Source organism: Halopseudomonas sp. (assembly GCF_041579695.1).
Taxonomy (GTDB): Bacteria; Pseudomonadota; Gammaproteobacteria; order Pseudomonadales; family Pseudomonadaceae; genus Halopseudomonas.
Map to the genome: position 1 here is coordinate 14333 of NZ_JBFGFI010000031.1, position 17483 is coordinate 31815.

The 17483-nt window shown below is 59.2% G+C and carries 16 protein-coding genes; 11 read left to right on the forward strand and 5 right to left on the reverse strand.

Annotated elements, in window-relative coordinates; translation table 11 throughout:
- Nucleotides 1-2: 2 nt before the first annotated feature.
- Both ABYA88_RS08485 and ABYA88_RS08490 read right to left on the reverse strand, forming a co-directional pair.
- The gene (locus tag ABYA88_RS08485; RefSeq protein WP_373186679.1) at nucleotides 3-1160 is read right to left on the reverse strand and encodes a patatin-like phospholipase family protein; all 1158 of its coding nucleotides are present in this window, start codon (nucleotides 1158-1160) and stop codon (nucleotides 3-5) included.
- Nucleotides 1161-1186: 26 nt separating this feature from the next.
- A complete protein-coding gene (locus ABYA88_RS08490) occupies nucleotides 1187-2143 on the reverse strand; it encodes a lipid A biosynthesis lauroyl acyltransferase (RefSeq protein ID WP_373186656.1) in 957 nt (318 codons plus the stop codon).
- Nucleotides 2144-2253: 110 nt separating this feature from the next.
- On the opposite strand from ABYA88_RS08490, the gene minC reads away from it, so the two are divergent.
- The 5 genes from minC (at nucleotide 2254) to ABYA88_RS08515 (ending at nucleotide 6214) form a co-directional block, all read left to right on the forward strand.
- Entirely contained in the window at nucleotides 2254-3021 is a 768-nt protein-coding gene (gene minC / locus ABYA88_RS08495) for a septum site-determining protein MinC (RefSeq protein WP_373186658.1), read from the forward strand.
- 122 nt (nucleotides 3022-3143) lie between these two features.
- Nucleotides 3144-3953: a septum site-determining protein MinD gene (gene minD / locus ABYA88_RS08500; RefSeq protein WP_373186660.1), complete on the forward strand. Its 810-nt coding sequence runs from the start codon at nucleotides 3144-3146 to the stop codon at nucleotides 3951-3953.
- A complete protein-coding gene (minE, locus tag ABYA88_RS08505) occupies nucleotides 3953-4213 on the forward strand; it encodes a cell division topological specificity factor MinE (RefSeq protein ID WP_339847378.1) in 261 nt (86 codons plus the stop codon). The genes minD and minE overlap by 1 nt, the downstream gene beginning before the upstream one ends.
- Nucleotides 4214-4265: 52 nt before the next feature.
- A complete protein-coding gene (locus ABYA88_RS08510; protein ID WP_373186662.1) occupies nucleotides 4266-4901 on the forward strand; it encodes an RluA family pseudouridine synthase in 636 nt (211 codons plus the stop codon).
- Between the two features lie 26 nt (nucleotides 4902-4927).
- Nucleotides 4928-6214 carry a M18 family aminopeptidase gene (locus ABYA88_RS08515; protein WP_373186664.1) on the forward strand — a complete coding sequence of 429 codons (1287 nt, stop codon included), beginning with the start codon at nucleotides 4928-4930 and terminating at the stop codon, nucleotides 6212-6214.
- Between the two features lie 56 nt (nucleotides 6215-6270).
- On the opposite strand, the gene ABYA88_RS08520 is transcribed toward ABYA88_RS08515, so the two are convergent.
- Nucleotides 6271-7221: an NAD(P)H-quinone oxidoreductase gene (locus tag ABYA88_RS08520; RefSeq protein ID WP_373186665.1), complete on the reverse strand. Its 951-nt coding sequence runs from the start codon at nucleotides 7219-7221 to the stop codon at nucleotides 6271-6273.
- 109 nt (nucleotides 7222-7330) lie between these two features.
- Here ABYA88_RS08520 and ABYA88_RS08525 point away from each other — a divergent pair, with 109 nt between their 5' ends.
- The 3 genes from ABYA88_RS08525 to ABYA88_RS08535 all read left to right on the forward strand — a co-directional run bounded on the left by ABYA88_RS08525 (nucleotide 7331) and on the right by ABYA88_RS08535 (nucleotide 12232).
- A complete protein-coding gene (locus tag ABYA88_RS08525) occupies nucleotides 7331-9430 on the forward strand; it encodes a carboxy terminal-processing peptidase (protein ID WP_373186667.1) in 2100 nt (699 codons plus the stop codon).
- A 165-nt stretch (nucleotides 9431-9595) separates the two neighbouring features.
- Nucleotides 9596-11368 carry an EAL domain-containing protein gene (locus ABYA88_RS08530; protein ID WP_373186668.1) on the forward strand — a complete coding sequence of 591 codons (1773 nt, stop codon included), beginning with the start codon at nucleotides 9596-9598 and terminating at the stop codon, nucleotides 11366-11368.
- 117 nt (nucleotides 11369-11485) lie between these two features.
- Nucleotides 11486-12232, forward strand: coding sequence for a substrate-binding periplasmic protein (locus tag ABYA88_RS08535; RefSeq protein ID WP_373186670.1), 747 nt, complete (start codon nucleotides 11486-11488; stop codon nucleotides 12230-12232).
- Nucleotides 12233-12514: 282 nt separating this feature from the next.
- On the opposite strand, the gene ABYA88_RS08540 is transcribed toward ABYA88_RS08535, so the two are convergent.
- Entirely contained in the window at nucleotides 12515-13210 is a 696-nt protein-coding gene (locus ABYA88_RS08540) for an FKBP-type peptidyl-prolyl cis-trans isomerase (RefSeq protein ID WP_373186672.1), read from the reverse strand.
- Nucleotides 13211-13383: 173 nt separating this feature from the next.
- Between ABYA88_RS08540 and ABYA88_RS08545 the strand changes: the two genes are divergently transcribed.
- On the forward strand, nucleotides 13384-13809 hold the full coding sequence (locus ABYA88_RS08545; protein WP_373186674.1) for a hypothetical protein: 426 nt from the start codon (nucleotides 13384-13386) through the stop codon (nucleotides 13807-13809).
- 16 nt (nucleotides 13810-13825) lie between these two features.
- On the opposite strand, the gene ABYA88_RS08550 is transcribed toward ABYA88_RS08545, so the two are convergent.
- Nucleotides 13826-14338, reverse strand: a complete 513-nt coding sequence (locus ABYA88_RS08550; protein WP_373186676.1) for a CinA family protein — start codon at nucleotides 14336-14338, stop codon at nucleotides 13826-13828.
- A 267-nt stretch (nucleotides 14339-14605) separates the two neighbouring features.
- On the opposite strand from ABYA88_RS08550, the gene glgA reads away from it, so the two are divergent.
- Nucleotides 14606-16171: a glycogen synthase GlgA gene (gene glgA / locus ABYA88_RS08555; RefSeq protein WP_373186677.1), complete on the forward strand. Its 1566-nt coding sequence runs from the start codon at nucleotides 14606-14608 to the stop codon at nucleotides 16169-16171.
- A partial coding sequence (treZ, locus tag ABYA88_RS08560) for a malto-oligosyltrehalose trehalohydrolase (protein ID WP_373186678.1) occupies nucleotides 16159-17483 on the forward strand: 1325 nt, incomplete at its 3' end. The genes glgA and treZ, both read left to right, overlap by 13 nt.

Consider the following 17483-nt stretch of genomic DNA (forward strand, 5'->3'; position numbering starts at 1 on the left):
GACTATATGGGGCAGAGCAGACCAAGGAACCGCTGCAGCTCCTCGCGCTTGGCCGTCGCATCCTGATAGCCGAGCGCGATCAGCTCCTGGCAGTACTCCGCCTCGAACAGCAGATAGCTCAGCACACTGCCGCCAGATGCCCTGGTTGCCCCGCTCCCACGAAGGAACGTGCGCAGCGACCGGGGCAGCGCCCTCCGGTGACGGGCGGCTATAAGGTCCAGGGGCTCGCTCGGTGCAATGATCATCACATCCACCGGCAACAGTCCTTTGCCGTGCTGCCGCGCCTCCTCAGGCATGAGTTCAGCCAAGAGGTTCATCCGCTCGAGTAGTTCCAGATCGCTTTCCAGGTTATCGACAAAAGTACTGTTGAGCAGATGACCGCCCACTTGCGCCAGCGTAGGCGGTAAAGCGCCACCCACTCGCCTTGCAGGGCGGCTGGTTTCGACAGATTCGGCCAGGTTGTCCGACAGGCCGATCACCAAAACGCGATTGGCACCCAGGTGCAATGCCGGACTGATCGGCGCGCGCTGGCGCACTGCACCATCGCCGAACCACTCCCGTCCGAGCTTGACCGGAGTGAACAGTAACGGAATAGCCGCCGACGCCATCATGTGATCGATACCCAGCTGGGTCTGGATACCCACCCGTCGATGGCGGTTCCAGGGCTTGATCCGCTCGTGGCCCTGATAGAAGCAGACTGATTCAGCTGATTGGTAGCCGAAAGCACTTACCGAGACGGCGCGTAAATGCCCCCTATTCAAGGCACCTTCGATTCGACCAAAGTGCAGATGCTTTTCCAAGAGATGACGCAAGGGCCGATTATCCAGCAGCGATGTCGGGGAACGACGGCCGACCCCTAAGAGATTGGCCCCGGTCCACCGGACTGCCTGGGCAACCACACCGGGCCAGTCGGAGCGGTATACCTGGTTGCAACTAAAGTTCGCCCACACTGTATTCAAACGAGCGACACCGTTACTGAAATCGCTGGCGTTAGACGCCAGCGCCAGCGCATTGATCGCCCCGGCTGATGTACCACATATGACCGGAAACGGGTTGATCTGTGGGTCCGGCAGCAACTCAGCGATCGCCTTGAGCACCCCGACCTGATAGGCCGCGCGAGCGCCGCCACCTGCGAGCACCAGGGCCGTTGTCCCCGGCATGCATTCAAGCGGCTGCAAATCCTCACTCACGCCCGGCTCCGGCGCTTGCGCCTGCGTCGTTTAGCGTAGGGTCTCTCCTCGCCCTCAGGCCGCGTCTTGAAGCGCCTGTGCACCCACATATATTGCTCCGGCTGTTCGAGGATCGCCTGTTCGGCCCATTGATTGATCCGCAGTGCATCGGCCTCCTCGTCCCCGCTGGGAAAATTCACAAGGGGGGGATGCACCGTCAGTTGATAACCCTGAGCGTCAGGCAGACGCGTCTGAGTAAAGGGTATGACCTGCGCCTTGCCCAGCCGCGCAAAGGCACTGGTTGCCGTTACGGTAGCCGCAGGCACGCCAAAGAAGGGCACGAATACGCTCGCTTTGCGTCCGTAGTCCTGGTCGGGGGCATACCAGATCGCCCGCCCGTTGCGCAGGGATTTGAACATCGCACGCACATCCTCGCGTTCAATGGCCCTGGCATCGGCGTTATGCCGCTCCCGACCCCGGCGCTGCACCAGATCGAACACCGGATTGCGATGCTCGCGGTACATACCATCGATCGTTACCTGTTGACCCAGCAGGGCCGCACCAAGTTCCAGCGTAGTGAAATGCAGTGAGGTGAGGACCACGCCCTGACCTGCCGCCGCCGCGCGCTGCAGGTGTTCCAGCCCGTCAATCCGGGCCAGCCGGGCTAGCCGCTCTGGCGGCCACCACCAGGCCATGGCCATCTCAAACAGCGCTATGCCATTGGACTCGAAGTTGTCATGCAACACCTGAGCGCGGCGCTCTTCGGGCCACTGGGGAAAGCACAACTGCAGGTTGGTCTCGGCGATCCGTCGACGCTCAGGCATGGACACCAGCATACCCCTACCTAGCAGGCGGCCGAGCCAGAGCAGAGCGCGATAAGGCAAACGCACCACCAGCCAGAGCAGGCCCAGACCGAGCCAGATTGGCCAGTATCGCGGGTGCAGCAGGGCAGGACGGAAAACCGGAGTACTCATAACGGACGCCATCAAGGGGAAAGCTGCATTCTACCCAAGCGGCGCGCCGCTTGCGATCAGTGCAGCCAATCTATATAAGTGTGCCCACAACCGTGCTGTGTGGATCTGAAATGACTGTTGATACCAATCTCGACCTGCTAGATAACGACCCCGTGTTCAACCTCAAGGGCGGCATGCTGACCGTTACCGTGATCGAAGTGGTGCGCCTGGATACCGGACGCTTTGCCCGTCAGCTGGGTGACAAGGCGGCCCAGGCCCCCAACCTGTTCCGCGACACGCCGGTCGTGCTAAGCCTGGAAAAGCTCGATGCTCACATGAATGTCAGCACCCTGGCGGGACTGTTGCAGATCTGCCGCAATCACGGTCTGGTGCCGGTGGCCCTGCGCGGCAGCGAGAACTTCCGCCCGCTGGCCCAGCAAAGTGGCCTGGTGCTGATGCCGCCGGGCCGTGGGCGGGATCGTGCGGTCGAAATGCCGGTCAGCGATGACGCGGCGGCTGCTACCCCCGCGGCAACCGAGCCGGCAGCGGAGACCGCAGCGGCGGCGCCCGGGCAGAACAAGATCGTTACCCAGCCGATTCGCTCCGGCCAGCAGGTATATGCGCCAGGCGGAGATCTGATCGTGATGGCCCCGGTCAGCGCCGGTTCCGAACTGCTCGCCGACGGCAATATCCATGTTTACGGCCCGCTGCGCGGCAGGGCTCTGGCCGGCGTACGCGGCGATACCCAGGCGCGCATCTTCTGTCAGTCACTGGAAGCAGAGCTGGTGTCTGTCGCCGGGCATTACAAGGTCGCCGAAGACCTGCGCAAGGAGTCCCTTTGGAAGAGCGCAGTACACGTCTGTCTCGAAGGTGACAGCTTGAAGATAGCAGCCCTATGACTGATACTGTGCAACCATCGGCGAATGCCCGCAAACCGTAGCCTTGAGCCATCACAGGGCACCTCACGGAATGCCGTAGCGGCGCATTCAAATCACACAAACTATCGGACAGGAAGGTCACTTTGGCTAAGATTATTGTCGTCACCTCAGGCAAGGGCGGAGTAGGCAAGACAACTACCAGCGCAGCCATCGGTACCGGGCTCGCCCTGCGCGGATTCAAGACCGTTATCGTCGACTTCGACGTCGGCCTGCGTAACCTCGACCTGATCATGGGTTGCGAACGCCGGGTGGTCTATGACTTCGTCAACGTTATCAATGGCGACTCCAATCTCAACCAGACCCTGATCAAGGACAAGCGCTGCGACAAACTGTTCATCCTCCCCGCCTCGCAGACCCGCGACAAGGACGCCCTGACCGAAGACGGCGTCGAGCGCGTACTCAACGAACTGAAAGAAACATTCGACTACATCGTCTGCGATTCGCCGGCCGGTATCGAGAAAGGCGCTCACCTGGCCATGTACTTTGCCGATGAAGCCGTGGTGGTCACCAATCCGGAAGTCTCCTCCGTGCGTGACTCCGACCGCATGCTGGGCCTGCTTGCGAGCAAGTCCCGGCACGCCGAGAAAGGCGAGAAGATTCGCGAGCATCTGCTGCTGACCCGCTACAATCCGACCCGCGTTGCCAATGGCGAGATGCTTTCGGTGACTGACGTCGAGGACATCCTTTCAATTCCCCTGCTGGGCGTCATCCCGGAATCCCAGGCGGTACTGAAAGCGTCCAACCAGGGTGTGCCGGTGATCATGGACGACACCAGCGATGCCGGCCAGGCTTACAGCGATGCGGTTTCCCGCCTGCTTGGCGAAGACGTCCCACACCGTTTCCTGGAAGCGGAAAAGAAAGGCCTTCTGCAGCGCCTGTTCGGAGGTCGCTGATGAGCATTTTTGATTATTTCCGTGACCGCAAGAAGCCGACCACCACGGCTTCGATGGCCAAAGAACGATTGCAGATCATTGTCGCCCACGAGCGCGGGCAGCGAACCCAGCCCGACTACCTGCCGCAGCTGCAGCAGGAAATCATCGACGTGATCAGCAAATACGTGAAGATCGACCGCGAACAGGTACATGTCGCGCTCGAGAACCAGGATGACTGCTCGATTCTGGAACTGAATATCACCCTGCCCGAGCGCCTTTGATCCTGCCACATCGCGCCTCCGCGGAGGCGCCCTGGCACAGACTGGTAATTCGATGCCCCTGACCGACATCAGGATCCTGCATGAGGATCCGGCCTTTCTGATTGTCTGCAAACCCTCGATGCTGCTGTCGGTGCCCGGGCGGGCCGAAGACAACAAGGACTGCCTGATCACCCGGCTGCAGGTCAACGGTTACCCGGAAGCGCGCATCGTGCACCGCCTGGACTGGGAGACTTCCGGCCTATTGGTGCTGGGTCGCAATGCCGACAGTCATCGCGAACTGTCCCGCCAGTTTCACGACCGCGAAACCGAGAAGATGTACGTCGCGCTATGCTGGGGCCAACCCGAAGCTGACGCTGGCCACATCGATTTGCCGCTGCGCTATGATCCACCTACCAAACCACGGCATGTGGTCGATCATGAATTGGGCAAGCACGCGCAGACCTTCTGGCAAGTGGTCAGCCGCCACGACGACTTTTGCCGCGTTGAGCTGACGCCGATAACCGGTCGCTCACATCAATTACGAGTACACATGCTGTCGATCGGTCATCCGTTGCTCGGCGACCAGCTGTACGCCCATCCATCCGCTCTGGCCGCGTGTCCGCGGCTGGCGCTACACGCCGCCCGGTTGGCCATCAGCCATCCGGTGAGTGGTGAAAGAATGACTTTCGACAGTCCGGCACCGTTCTGATCCGATCGTTGCCAAGGAGCATACGCATGACCCATAGCGCCACTAATCAGCAGCTTGCCGATTTCATTCAGGCCTCACCAACCCCCTTTCATGCCACCCGAAATATGGTGGCCAGACTGCTTGCGGCGGGCTTCGAGCAACTGGATGAGCGCTGCGAATGGCAATTGCGCCCCGATGGCCGCTATTTGGTAACCCGCAACGACTCGTCCCTGATTGCGTTCACCCTGGGCAATCTGGAAAAAGGATTAAGACTGGTCGGCGCGCATACCGACAGCCCCTGCCTGAGGGTCAAGCCCCAGCCCGAACTGAACCAGCAGGGTCTATGGCAACTGGGCGTAGAGGTTTACGGCGGTGTGTTGCTGGCGCCCTGGTTCGACCGCGACCTGTCTCTGGCCGGACGCGTCACATTCCGCTCCACCAGTGGCGAGCTGCAGAGCCGGCTAGTGAACTTCCGCAGGCCGATAGCTACCATTCCGAGCCTGGCGATTCACCTCAACCGCGGCGTCAATGACAATTTCTCGATCAATGCGCAGACCGACATCCCCCCGGTTCTGGCCCATAGCCTGGAACCGGCCCATGACCTGCGACAGCTGTTGCGTATCCAGCTGGAAGAGGAGCATGAAGAAGGCGGCGTGGAGCAGGTGCTGGATTACGAACTGAGCTTTTACGATACCCAGCCACCCAGCACGCTGGGTCTGAAGGGCGATTTCTTCAGCTCGGCGCGCCTGGACAACCTGCTCTCATGCCATGCCGGGATGGCCGCACTACTGGCCAGCGACGCAACACAACCATGCATACTGGTCTGTACCGACCACGAAGAAGTCGGATCGAGCTCGACCTGTGGTGCAGACGGTCCATTTCTGGAAGACGTGCTCAAGCGCATCATGCCCGATGAAAGCCAGCGCATTCGTTGCATCCAGCATTCTCTGCTGATCTCGGCAGACAACGCCCATGCAGTGCACCCCAATTTTGCCGACCGGCATGATGGCAATCACGGCCCGCGGCTGAATGGCGGACCGGTGATCAAGATAAACAGTAGTCAGCGCTATGCCAGCAACAGCGAAACGTCGTCATTCTTCCGTGAACTCTGCGCCCGGGCGGCAGTCCCGGTGCAGAGCTTCGTGGTGCGCAGCGATATGGGTTGTGGCAGTACCATCGGACCAATCACTGCCAGCCGTCTGGGCGTGCGGACCGTGGATATCGGCGTGCCGACATTCGCGATGCATTCAATCCGGGAAATGGCCGGTAGCCGTGATGCCGAGTATCTGATCCAGGTACTGACGCAGTTCTACAACACGGCAAAACTGATCTGACACTGCCCCAACGCCCGACCCGGGCTGTCCAGCAGCGCGGGTCGGGCGTCAGCCTTCTATTCCCTGACCAGTATCACCTTGCCGACGATCCGGTCGGCTGCCAATTCCGCGAAGGCATCTTCTGCCTGGGCAAAGTCATAGGTCTTCGCCACCATCGGCTTCAGCGTGCCGGCAGCAAACAGAGGCCAGAGCTTCTCTTCCATGCGGCTGATGAGACCCGCCTTGAAATCCGTGTCGCGCGTGCGCAATGTCGAGCCGACCAGGGTGATGCGCTTGATCAGCATCTTCGCCAGATCGAGCTTGGCCTCGCGGCCACCCATCAACCCAATCAGCACCCAGCGTGCATCGACTCCGAGCAGATCCAGGTGATCGCTGGCGTAGCTAGCTCCTACCGGGTCCAGCGCCACCTGAAAGGGGCCTTCGGACTGCAGGGAAGCAATACCATTCTGCCGCAACGCGCCACCGGACGCCCCCAGCTTGATGCAGGCCTGCAGCTTTTCCTCACTGCCCAGCGTCACCCAGCAGGGATTACCGAATGCCTTGCACAACTGCACGGCGGCCGTGCCAACGCCACTGGCGCCAGCATGGATCAATACCTTTTCACCAGGCTGGGCAGCGCCCAGCTCGAATACGTTGAGCCAAGCAGTACTGAATACCTCCGGAATCGCTGCAGCCTCAGCCCAGCTCATACCCTCCGGCACGGGAAGCAGATGGCGCCCGTCGACGATGACTTCCTCGGCCATACCACCCCCGGAAAGCAGCGCGCACACACGATCGCCTTTCTGCCACCGGCTGGAGCCGCTGACCTCTATCACTTCGCCTGCACATTCCAGCCCCAGTACCGGTGTCACGCCAGGAGGTGGCGGGTACATACCCGCTTTTTGTAACAAATCCGCTCGGTTCAGACCGGCGGCCTTGATCGCTACCCTGACCTGCCCTATCGTAAGTTCCGTAGCAGGCTGGTCACACCATTTCAAGGTGCCGCCCTCGGCTTGAAATCCACTCATAGTGTCTCCATATTGAAGTATCAGCTTAATAAAGATGGGAACCAAGGTTCACCCATCGGGCCTAAACTTGCAATTGCTCAATCTCCTCCCCAGGATGCGATCACTCTTGATGAAACGACTAAACTTCCTGCGAAACACCTGTTTCGTTGCGCTGCTAGCCACAGGCTTCGCTGCCCTGGCAGCAGAGCACCCCGCCTCCCTTGATCTGGACAGCCTGCAGCCAACCCGCGAGCAGATGATTGCCAGCCTGCAGACCGTAGAGCTGCTCAGACTCCAGCATTACAACAAGCTCAGCCTCGACGACGAGCTTTCCAGCGAAATATTCGACAACTATGTGAAGTTGCTCGACCCTCAGCGCAGCTTGTTCACTGCCGCCGACGTGGCCGTTTTCGAAAAGTATCGGCACAGCCTGGATGACTTCCTGCCGGCCGGCGATCTGAGTGTCGGTTTTGCCATGTACAAACGCCAGATGGATCGTCTGGATCAGCGCCTGACCTATGCGCAGGGCTTGATCGACGAGCTTGCGAGCCTGGATTTCGCTTCCGAGCAAAGCATTCTCATCGATCGCGAGGAAGCCGAGTGGCCCACTGACGATGCAGCCCTGGTCGCACTCTGGCGCAAGCAGATCAAGGATGAGGTGCTGCGGATGAAACTGGCCGGGCGCGACCTGGAGACTATCCAGGAGATGCTCGGCAAACGTTACAAGGGCCAGCAACTGAGACTCACGCAGACCTCCAGCGAGGATATATTCCAGGGCTATCTGAACGCGTTTACCCAGGTTTATGACCCGCACACGCAATATATGTCACCAGAGGTAGCGGAAAACTTCGACATCAATATGAGTCTCTCGCTACAGGGTATCGGTGCCGTACTGCAAAGCGACGAGGAATATACCAAGATCACCCGTCTGGTGCCGGCGGGGCCGGCCGCCAAGAGCCAGCAGCTGGCCCCGGCCGACCGTATCATCGGTGTCGCACAGGGCGATGGCGAGATGATTGACGTCGTTGGCTGGCGCCTGGGCGAAGTGGTGAAACTCATCCGCGGACCCAAGGGATCAGACGTGCGCCTGGAAGTGATTCCCGCCAGCAACCCGCCGACCGATCTCTCGACCCGCACGGTCGCGCTGGTGCGCGAAGAAATCAAGCTTGAGGATCAGGCTGCAAAATCCAAGGTCCTCGAGTTCGGCGACGGTCAGGATGCGCAACGCATCGGCGTTATCGAGGTGCCCAACTTCTATATCGACTTCAAGGCCTACCGCCGTGGAGACGAGGATTACAAAAGCACCACGCGCGACGTCCGCCGTCTGCTGTCCGAGCTACAGGAAAAGCAGGTCGACGGTATAGTGCTGGATCTGCGCAATAATGGCGGGGGCTCACTCCAGGAAGCGACCGAGCTGACCGGACTGTTCATTGACCAGGGCCCTACGGTCCTGGTTCGCGATACCCGCGGTGAGGTCCAGGTGCTGGACGATCCCGAGACCGGCGTAACCTACACCGGCCCGATGGCAGTATTGGTCAATCGCCTGTCGGCATCGGCTTCGGAGATATTTGCCGGCGCAATGCAGGATTATGGTCGCGCCCTGGTGATCGGTGAGCCCACTTTCGGCAAGGGTACCGTGCAGACAATTCAGCCGCTCAACCACGGCGAGTTGAAGCTGACCCTGGCCAAGTTTTATCGCGTATCAGGACAGAGCACCCAGCACCGCGGCGTAGTGCCTGATATCAACTATCCGTCGCTGCTGGAATCCACAGATATCGGCGAGAGCAATCTGCCAGGCGCCCTGCCCTGGGACACGATTCCACCGGCCAGATATGACGCCAACGGGAGCCTGGCTCCCTTCATCGAACAGCTCGCCACGCGCCATAAACTCAGAGCCGCAATTGATCCGGAGTTCGCCTATACCCTGGCCAGACTGGATCTGAACCGCACGATCGAGGAACGCAAATATCTGCCGCTCAACGAGGCCAAGCGCCGGGAGCAGCAGGAAGCATTCGACGAGAGCTTGCTGTTACTCGAGAACAAGCGGCGCACAGCACGCGGCGAGAAGCCTCTGGCCGAGCTCGAAAGCGATGATCCGCTGGCCGAGATTACCCCCGCGATGGGTGGGGTCGACGAGGACGAGATGGAAGATGATCCTTTCCTGACCGAGACTGGCAAGATCCTCATCGACCTGCTGGAACTCGAGCAGCAACTGGCCCGGGCCAGCTAGCCCCGACGCCTACCGGTGCTCTGCCATCAAGCGGGCAGAGCACCGGCGTACCGCAACAAATACCCTCTGCTGTAACCTTTCTGTAATAGCCCCGGCACACAATCATGCTCTCCATGGCGCCGCGCTCAGGCGCACATGCCCAGATCATGTTGGCCGGAGATGGTAATGAGTACGCTGGAAAAGTTACTGGATGTCATTGATGGCGGACACGTCACGGTGCTGTTCCAGCCCATCGTTTCCACGGTGGAACGGCGCATCGTAGGCTATGAGGCGCTCAGTCGAGGGCCGTCAAACAGTCCCCTGCATTCCCCCCTGGTCCTGTTCGCGGCCGCCCGGCAACACGGCCGACTAACCGAACTGGAAATGCTCTGCCGACAGAAAGCGGTCGAGGGCTTCAGCCAGCAGCAACTACCGGGCAAGCTGTTTCTCAATGTCTCGCCGGAAAGCCTGCTGGAACACCAGCATTATCCGGGACGCACGCTGGCGATGCTCGAAGCCGTAGCGATGTCGCCAGAGCGGGTGGTCATCGAGCTGACCGAGCAAGCGCCGATCGACAATTTCGGCCTGCTCTACAGTGCCCTTCACCACTATCGGGACATGGGCTTCTCGATTGCCCTGGACGACCTCGGCGCCGGCTATTCCAGTCTGCGAATGTGGTCAGAGCTGCACCCGGAGTTCGTCAAGATCGACCGGCACTTCATCGATGGCATTCATCTTGACCGCGTCAAGCGTGAGTTTGTCGGATCGATACTGGACATGGCCAAGGCCTCCCGAGCCCATGTGATCGCCGAGGGGATCGAGCTGCCAGAAGAACTCGAAGTACTGCAGGACATGGGCATCGACTGGGTCCAGGGCTATCTGCTCGGGCGCCCCGAGTCCCACCCTCCGGCCTGCCACAAGGCCATTCTGGAGAAGCTTGACGCTGGCGATCAGCGTCTGGCCGATGAGCCCGGCTTGCATAGCTTGCTGATCACCGTCGATAGCGTGAGTCACAGCGATACAGTAAAAAGTGTTCTGGCGCGCTTCCAGCAACAGGCGAGCCTGAACAGCCTGGCGGTCGTCGATGACCAGAACCGGCCGATCGGCACTGTGCATGGCCATCAACTGGCTCAGGCGATGCTGCGCCCCTTCGCGCAGGAGGTACAGAGCCGCAGGTCGATAGTCCATCTGATGGAAACCGAATACCTGGTGGTCGATATCCAGCAGAGCCTGCAACGCATCAGCCGCATGCTCACCAGCCGCGCACGCCAACGCCTGGACGAGGATTTCATCATTGTCAGCGACGGACGCTATCTGGGCCTGGGACGGGTCATAGATGTACTCCGGCAGATTACCGAACTGAAGATTCGTCAGGCCAGACATGCCAATCCGCTCACCCTTCTCCCGGGCAATGTGCCGATTCACGAATGTCTTGGCCGCGTGCTCGCCAACCGGCAGGAAGCACATCTGTGCTATGTCGATCTGGATGGCTTCAAGCCGTTCAACGACATATATGGTTACGGCAAGGGCGATGAGGTCCTGCTCGGCCTGGCACAGGTGCTGCGGGACGTTTGCGATCCGCGGAGTGATTTTGTCGGGCATATCGGCGGCGACGACTTCATGCTGGTACTGCGCAGCGCTGACTGGCAGGACAGACTCTCCCTGCTGAATCAGCGGTTCCTCAATCTGTCGCGCCACTTCTACCGCCCAGAACACCTGACCGAAGGCGGTTTCGGCGCGCCGGATCGCGATGGCAAATGGCGCAAACACGATTTGCTGAGCCTCTCGATTGGCGTCTTGCACCTGCCATCTGAGGGCCATGGCATCACCGACCCGGCGGAACTCGCCGAAAAAGCCTCCCACGCCAAGCACGAAGCAAAGAAATCCCGTGGGTTCAGCCTGGTCTGCCATCAACTTGGTCAGCCGGAAACGCGTCCGGCGGCTTGCATCACCGGCTGAAGCCCGGCACGAACAGGTCGTCGGGGCAGCCTGCTTTCACGAATACACAATGACCTTTCTGCTTAACGGGTTGTCATTAGCCTAGCCACACCTGGCAGGCAACAGGAAGATAGATTTGTGCAATCTCGTTTTTTCGTCCTCGCATTCTGTTTCCTTGCGATAACCCGCGTCAGCGCCGAAACCCTGCGTTGGGGGTTCTCGCCCACCGATCCCGCACCCTATGTGATGATGCAGGGGGGTGAATTGGGACCCAGTATCACTCGATCCATGGGTGAGCTGGTGGCCAGCAGGCTGGGCTGGCAGCTAGAGTTCGTCGAGGTGCCCAACAACCGCCTGGACCAGTCACTGCGCGGGGGGCGTATTGATCTTGTCTGCAACACAAACCCGGCCTGGCACCGTGCTCCCGAGAAGCACCGCTGGAGCCGACCGCTCTACCATGACGCCGATGTTGTGGTTATCCGTGCCGGCCGGACGATACCTGACCGACTGGAAGATATGGAAGGGATGCGGATAGGCGCCGGGCACGACCAGCATTACCCACCCGAGCTGGCCAATGCCTTTAGTGACGGTACCTTTCAGCGGTTGGACGTCCGCGACACCGAGACGCGCCTGCGCATGGTCGAGCACAACCGCCTGGATGCAACCGTGGAGCGACGACGCGCGGTGCAATACCACATCACCCGGCATCCGGATCACCTTCTTGCCATCGCCCCCTGGACGCTGGCAGAGATTCCCCTGCAGTGCGTTGCGGAACAAAAACACCGTGATCGCGGGACACGTGCGATCGAAACACTTGAGCGGCTTTACGGCGATCAGGACATCAGGGCCGTGCTAACCGGTTTCGGACTTGTTGCCGAACAATAAACTTACCCACAACTTCTGTGGATAACTCTGTGAACAACAACTGGGAAACACGCGGCATGCCCGTAACACTGGGGCTGGACGAGAACTGAATGTTTTTTGATCAAAGATTAAATGTCTTAAAAATCAATGATTTATATATAAAGGAAAAGAGAGCAGGCAAACGAGACTCAAGGGGTTGAGTGTTACCGCAGAATGTGCATAAGAGTAACACTGCAGCCCCCGGACGCGGCCAGACGGCTGTATCCGGGAGCTGCAAAAGTGTTACTGAGAACTATAGAGCGCTTATTCCTCGTCGGACTGGATGTCCAACAATTCCATCTCGAACACCAGAATGGAATTTGGGGGTATGACCGGGCTCGGGCTGGCTTCGCCATACGCGAGCTCGCTTGGAATGGTCACCTTGAGCTTGTCGCCCACGTTCATCAGCTGGAGGATTTCGACCCAGCCGGGAATGACGCCACTGACAGGCAGGTCGACCGGTTCACCGCGGCTAACCGAACTGTCGAACACGGTACCGTCCAGCAAACGGCCCTCGTAGTGCACGGTAACAACATCATCGGGACCGGGGCTGACTTCACCCTCGCCTTCTTCCAGAACCTGGTACTGCAAACCGGATTCGGTGGTGATGACGCCTTCAACCTGAGAGTTTTCCTCGAGAAAATCCACATTGGCCTGAGCCGCTTCCTCACCGAGACTGGCTGCACGCTCCTGCGCGCGCGTCTGCAGTACTTCGAAAGCTGCGGTTAGCTCCTCGTCGCCAACCCGCGAGGTCTCACCGGCCAGCGCATCTTTCATGCCCAGTGCAAGCGCCTCGGGATCGATATCATCCAGGCCATCGTTCATCAAACTCTCGCCCATGTTCAAACCGATGCCGTAGGAGGCCTGTTGAATCGGATCGGACAATTCCGGCTCCTTCTCACAACCGGCCAGGGCAAAGATACTCAATGCAATACTGGCTGCCAGCAGATTTCGCTTCATGCTCACCTCAATCGATGCGCCCTGTCGGGCTGAATTAAAATCCGAGCTTAACAGGGCTATGGGTGCCAAGCTACCCGCACGGAACTGAACTGGAGCAGCTTTATCCGACCGGTAACATTGACGAGCGGCGGTTTTTTTCCCAGTGTCCAGATAAACACAAGAGGAAGCAGACGATGAGCAAGCACGATGAAAATCCGGCGACCAAAGATCAGCCCACAGCGATGAGACTGGACCTCAAGCTCAGCGAGAAGGCCAGACCACTCTTTGAAGAAGCAGCTCAATACGCGCATTCCAAGGGTCTGTGGGTCTCGATGAGCTCGAGTATCAGCGAGAACTCAACGGCAGAACTGGTCCTCAGCGCCCGGTATCCTGACGATGCAAGCCCAAGCGTATACCGACTGATCGGCGACGAAGAAAAACAGACTGTTATGCACGAAATGGAGTTTGGTCGGGACAGTTCCACCGACCGTCAGGAAACCAAGCCCGCCGCACTGAATGACATGGTTATCGATACCCAGCTGGAATCGTTCTTCAGCAAAGCCTTCGACCTTCATCTGGATTATCTTACCGACAAGCGTCACCCACCTGGATTCTGGTGAGAAGGCGCCTCCCCCTTCAATCAGTCCCCGCCAGCAAGCGTTGATAGTAGTGGGGCAAATTCAGCAATCCATGCATTGCCCCTGCGTCCCTGACCTCGTTGCGCGATCCGTCAAAACGGACACTCTCACCTACTGCGTGTGGCTGTCCGTTCACCCGCATAGCGCAGGTAAAGCAGATGAGGCCATCAAGCTCGCCATCCGACTCTGCCATGCCCGTATTCGCCAGGACAATATCGGCACGACTGCGCCGAAGGGCGCCCAGAGCCATCTCCCGCGCAACCTCCATGCTGGCAAGCCCATACGCATCAATGGTTGCGGCCTTTACCCCCAGGCAGTCCATCTTGGCTTGGGGCGAGTAAACCACAAACCCGATTTCCAGCGCAGCGCCGCTGCCTGATACATCGGCAAAACGACCCGCCATCAGACCTGCGGTGCACGACTCGGCGGTAGCAAGCAACAATTGCTTGCCCCGTAAAAAGTCAAGAACTTCCTTGATATTCTGCGCCGCTGGCGCGGTCTTTTGCTGCATCAATATCGTACCTCACCGTGCCTTCGCGCCTCTGTTGACGGCATCTTCCGGCAATAGGTTCAACCTGTTTTTATCACCCGAATCGCGCCTCAGATAGTCGAAACTTTTCCGTTTCACCCCGGTCATGAAAAGTGTAAGGGACGTGATTTTCAACGACGGTTCCGACCTCACGAACAGCAATCCATGCGCTCGACGACGGGCGGGGACCGTTTTTTGTGGGTAATTTTCAACTGGGGGCTACAGGGTCATCCTGTATTGGAGGGCGGCATGGGTAAAGCTTTGGCGAGTGCGGTAGACAATGAGCTGGCACAGCCCGCGTCTGCGTTAGGCAGCGCTCGAGTTGAGAGTCTGCAGAAAAACCGCAAGAAGATTCTGTTTGTTACTTCCGAACTGGCCGATCTGGTCAAGGCGGGCGGGCTTGGCGACGTATCGGCCGCCTTGCCCCGTGCGTTAGGGCGGTTTCATTCGGTACGGGTGTTGATTCCGGGATATCCGCAGGTAACCAATAGCGGCTATCCGATGGAAGTAATCTGTAATCTGGATGGTTATGCCGGCTTGCCCGCATGCCAGATAGGTCGGATGCAGTTACCTGATGGGCTTACCGTTTATGTGGTGCTCTGTCCCGAGCTCTATGATCGCGACGGAACACCATATGGAGATGATCACGGCCGGGACTGGCCGGACAATCATATCCGTTTTGCCCGCTTCGGACTGGCGGCAGCGGCCCTGGCTTCAGGTGAAGTATGCGCCGAATGGCAGCCGGACCTGGTACACGCACACGACTGGCCCGCGGGCCTGGCACCCGCGTACATGGCGTGGCAGGGGCAGCAAACACCATCTATATTCACAATCCACAATCTGGCCTATCAGGGCATCTGTGACCTGAAATCCATGGCCGAGCTGGGCCTGCCGGAAGAGGCGGCCAGCGCAGAAGGCATGGAATTCTATGGCAAACTGTCCTTTCTCAAGGCGGGCATGAACTATGCCGACCATATTACGACTGTAAGCCAAACATACGCCGAGGAAATCACGACGGCCGAGTTCGGTTGCGGCATGGATGGCTTACTCAAGTTAAAGGCAAGCCGTGGGCAGCTTACCGGCATCGCCAACGGCATCGACGAATGCTGGCATCCGGAAAGCGACAGCCTACTGATCCAGGGCTTCACCCAGCATGAGTGGGACGGTAAAAGGGCCAATGCCCGCTATGTCGAAGACGCATTCGGCCTGGAGTCCATGGGTGGACCGCTGTTCGTGATTATTTCCCGACTGGTCTATCAAAAAGGCCTGGACCTGATTCCACAGATAGCCGAAGACATTGTACAAGCGGGCGGCCGACTGGCAATTCTCGGGCAAGGCGAGGAACAGATAGAGGAAATGCTTGCCGAACTTGCCCGCCATTATCCGGGGCAAATCGGTTTTCACCGCGGCTTCAACGAGACCGACGCGCGGCGCATGTTCGCTGGTAGCGACTTTCTGCTGATGCCTTCCCGGTACGAGCCCTGCGGTCTCAGCCAGAGCTACGCCCAATGCTTTGGCTCGCTGCCAATAGCACGACGTACAGGCGGCCTGGCGGACACCATCGAAGATGGCGTGACCGGTTTTTTGTTCGATCATGGTACCGGTGTCAGCTTCGCCGGCGCTATCCAGCGTGCGCTACATGTGTACCGTCATCCGGAGCTGCTGGATGCCATGCGTTGCCAGGCGATGCTAGCGCCGCGGTACTGGCATAACGCGGCCAAACCCTATGACAAGCTCTATCGCAGGCTGATCAAAGAATCCCTTGCCACGCCGGTTCCGGCAGCTCGGGGATCGGAGCATGGATGGCAGCTTTGAATTACCGGCATGGCGCCATTGCGCGCGCAGATGGCTCAATCCGTTTTTCGCTGTGGGCACCCAGCGCCCGCAGCGTAAAGCTTGTGTGGGAAGACAGTACTACCGAGCCTTTGAGGGCCGAAGCGGAAGGCTGGTTTCGCCTTGATGTCCAAGGGTCCACGGGGAGCGGATACCGCTATCTGATCGACGAACAGACCGAAGTACCCGATCCTGCCTCCCGCCACCAGCCAGCCGGCATCAACGGCTACAGCCAGGTAGTCGACCATCTCGACTATCCGTGGCTGATGTCGGGCTGGAAAGGCCGACCATGGCATGAGACGGTTTTTTACGAATTGCACGTGGGCTTGCTTGGCGGCTACAGGGGCGTTGAGCAACACCTGCCGGCGCTCGCAGAGCTTGGCATTACTGCCATCGAGCTGATGCCGCTGGGCGAATTCCCCGGTGAGCGCAACTGGGGCTACGACGGCGTATTACCCTTTGCCCCCCAATCCAGCTATGGATCGCCGGATGACCTGAAGCATCTGATCGACCGTGCCCATGAACTGGAATTGATGGTATTCGTCGACGTGGTGTACAACCACTTCGGTCCCGACGGCAACTACCTCAGAGAATACGCCGAGGAGTTCTTCCGCGAGGACATAACCACCCCCTGGGGCGCATCGATCGATTTTCGCCGGCACGAGGTTCGCGATTTCTTCTGCGAAAACGCCCTGATGTGGCTGCTCGACTACCGGGTTGACGGCCTGCGCCTGGACGCAGTGCATGCCATCAGTGAAAAGGACTTTCTTGTCGAGCTGGCCGAACGGGTCGATAAGGCCGTTCCCGCTGACCGCCACACCCATCTGGTTCTGGAAAACGAAGACAACGACGTGAGCTTGTTGAAAGATCACTTCGTGGCCCAGTGGAACGACGACGGTCACAACGTCTTGCACGTGCTGCTGACCGGCGAAACGGAAAGCTATTACAGCGACTATGCCGATGACCCGACTGGCAAACTGGCCCGCTGCCTGGGCGAAGGATTCATCTTCCAGGGCGAGCCCAATCGTTACGGCAAGGCGCGCGGCAAGCCCAGTGCGCATTTGCCCACCAGCGCCTTCGTGCTGTTTCTACAGAACCATGACCAGACCGGTAACCGTGCACTGGGCGAACGATTGACTGAACTCGCCGATGATCGGGCTCTGAAGGCAGCAACTGCACTGCTTCTACTATCCCCTATGGTGCCACTCTTGTTCATGGGCGAAGAGTGGGGCTGCCTGCAACCGTTCCTTTTCTTTACCGATCACAACCCCAAGCTCGGCGAGGCCGTTCGCCA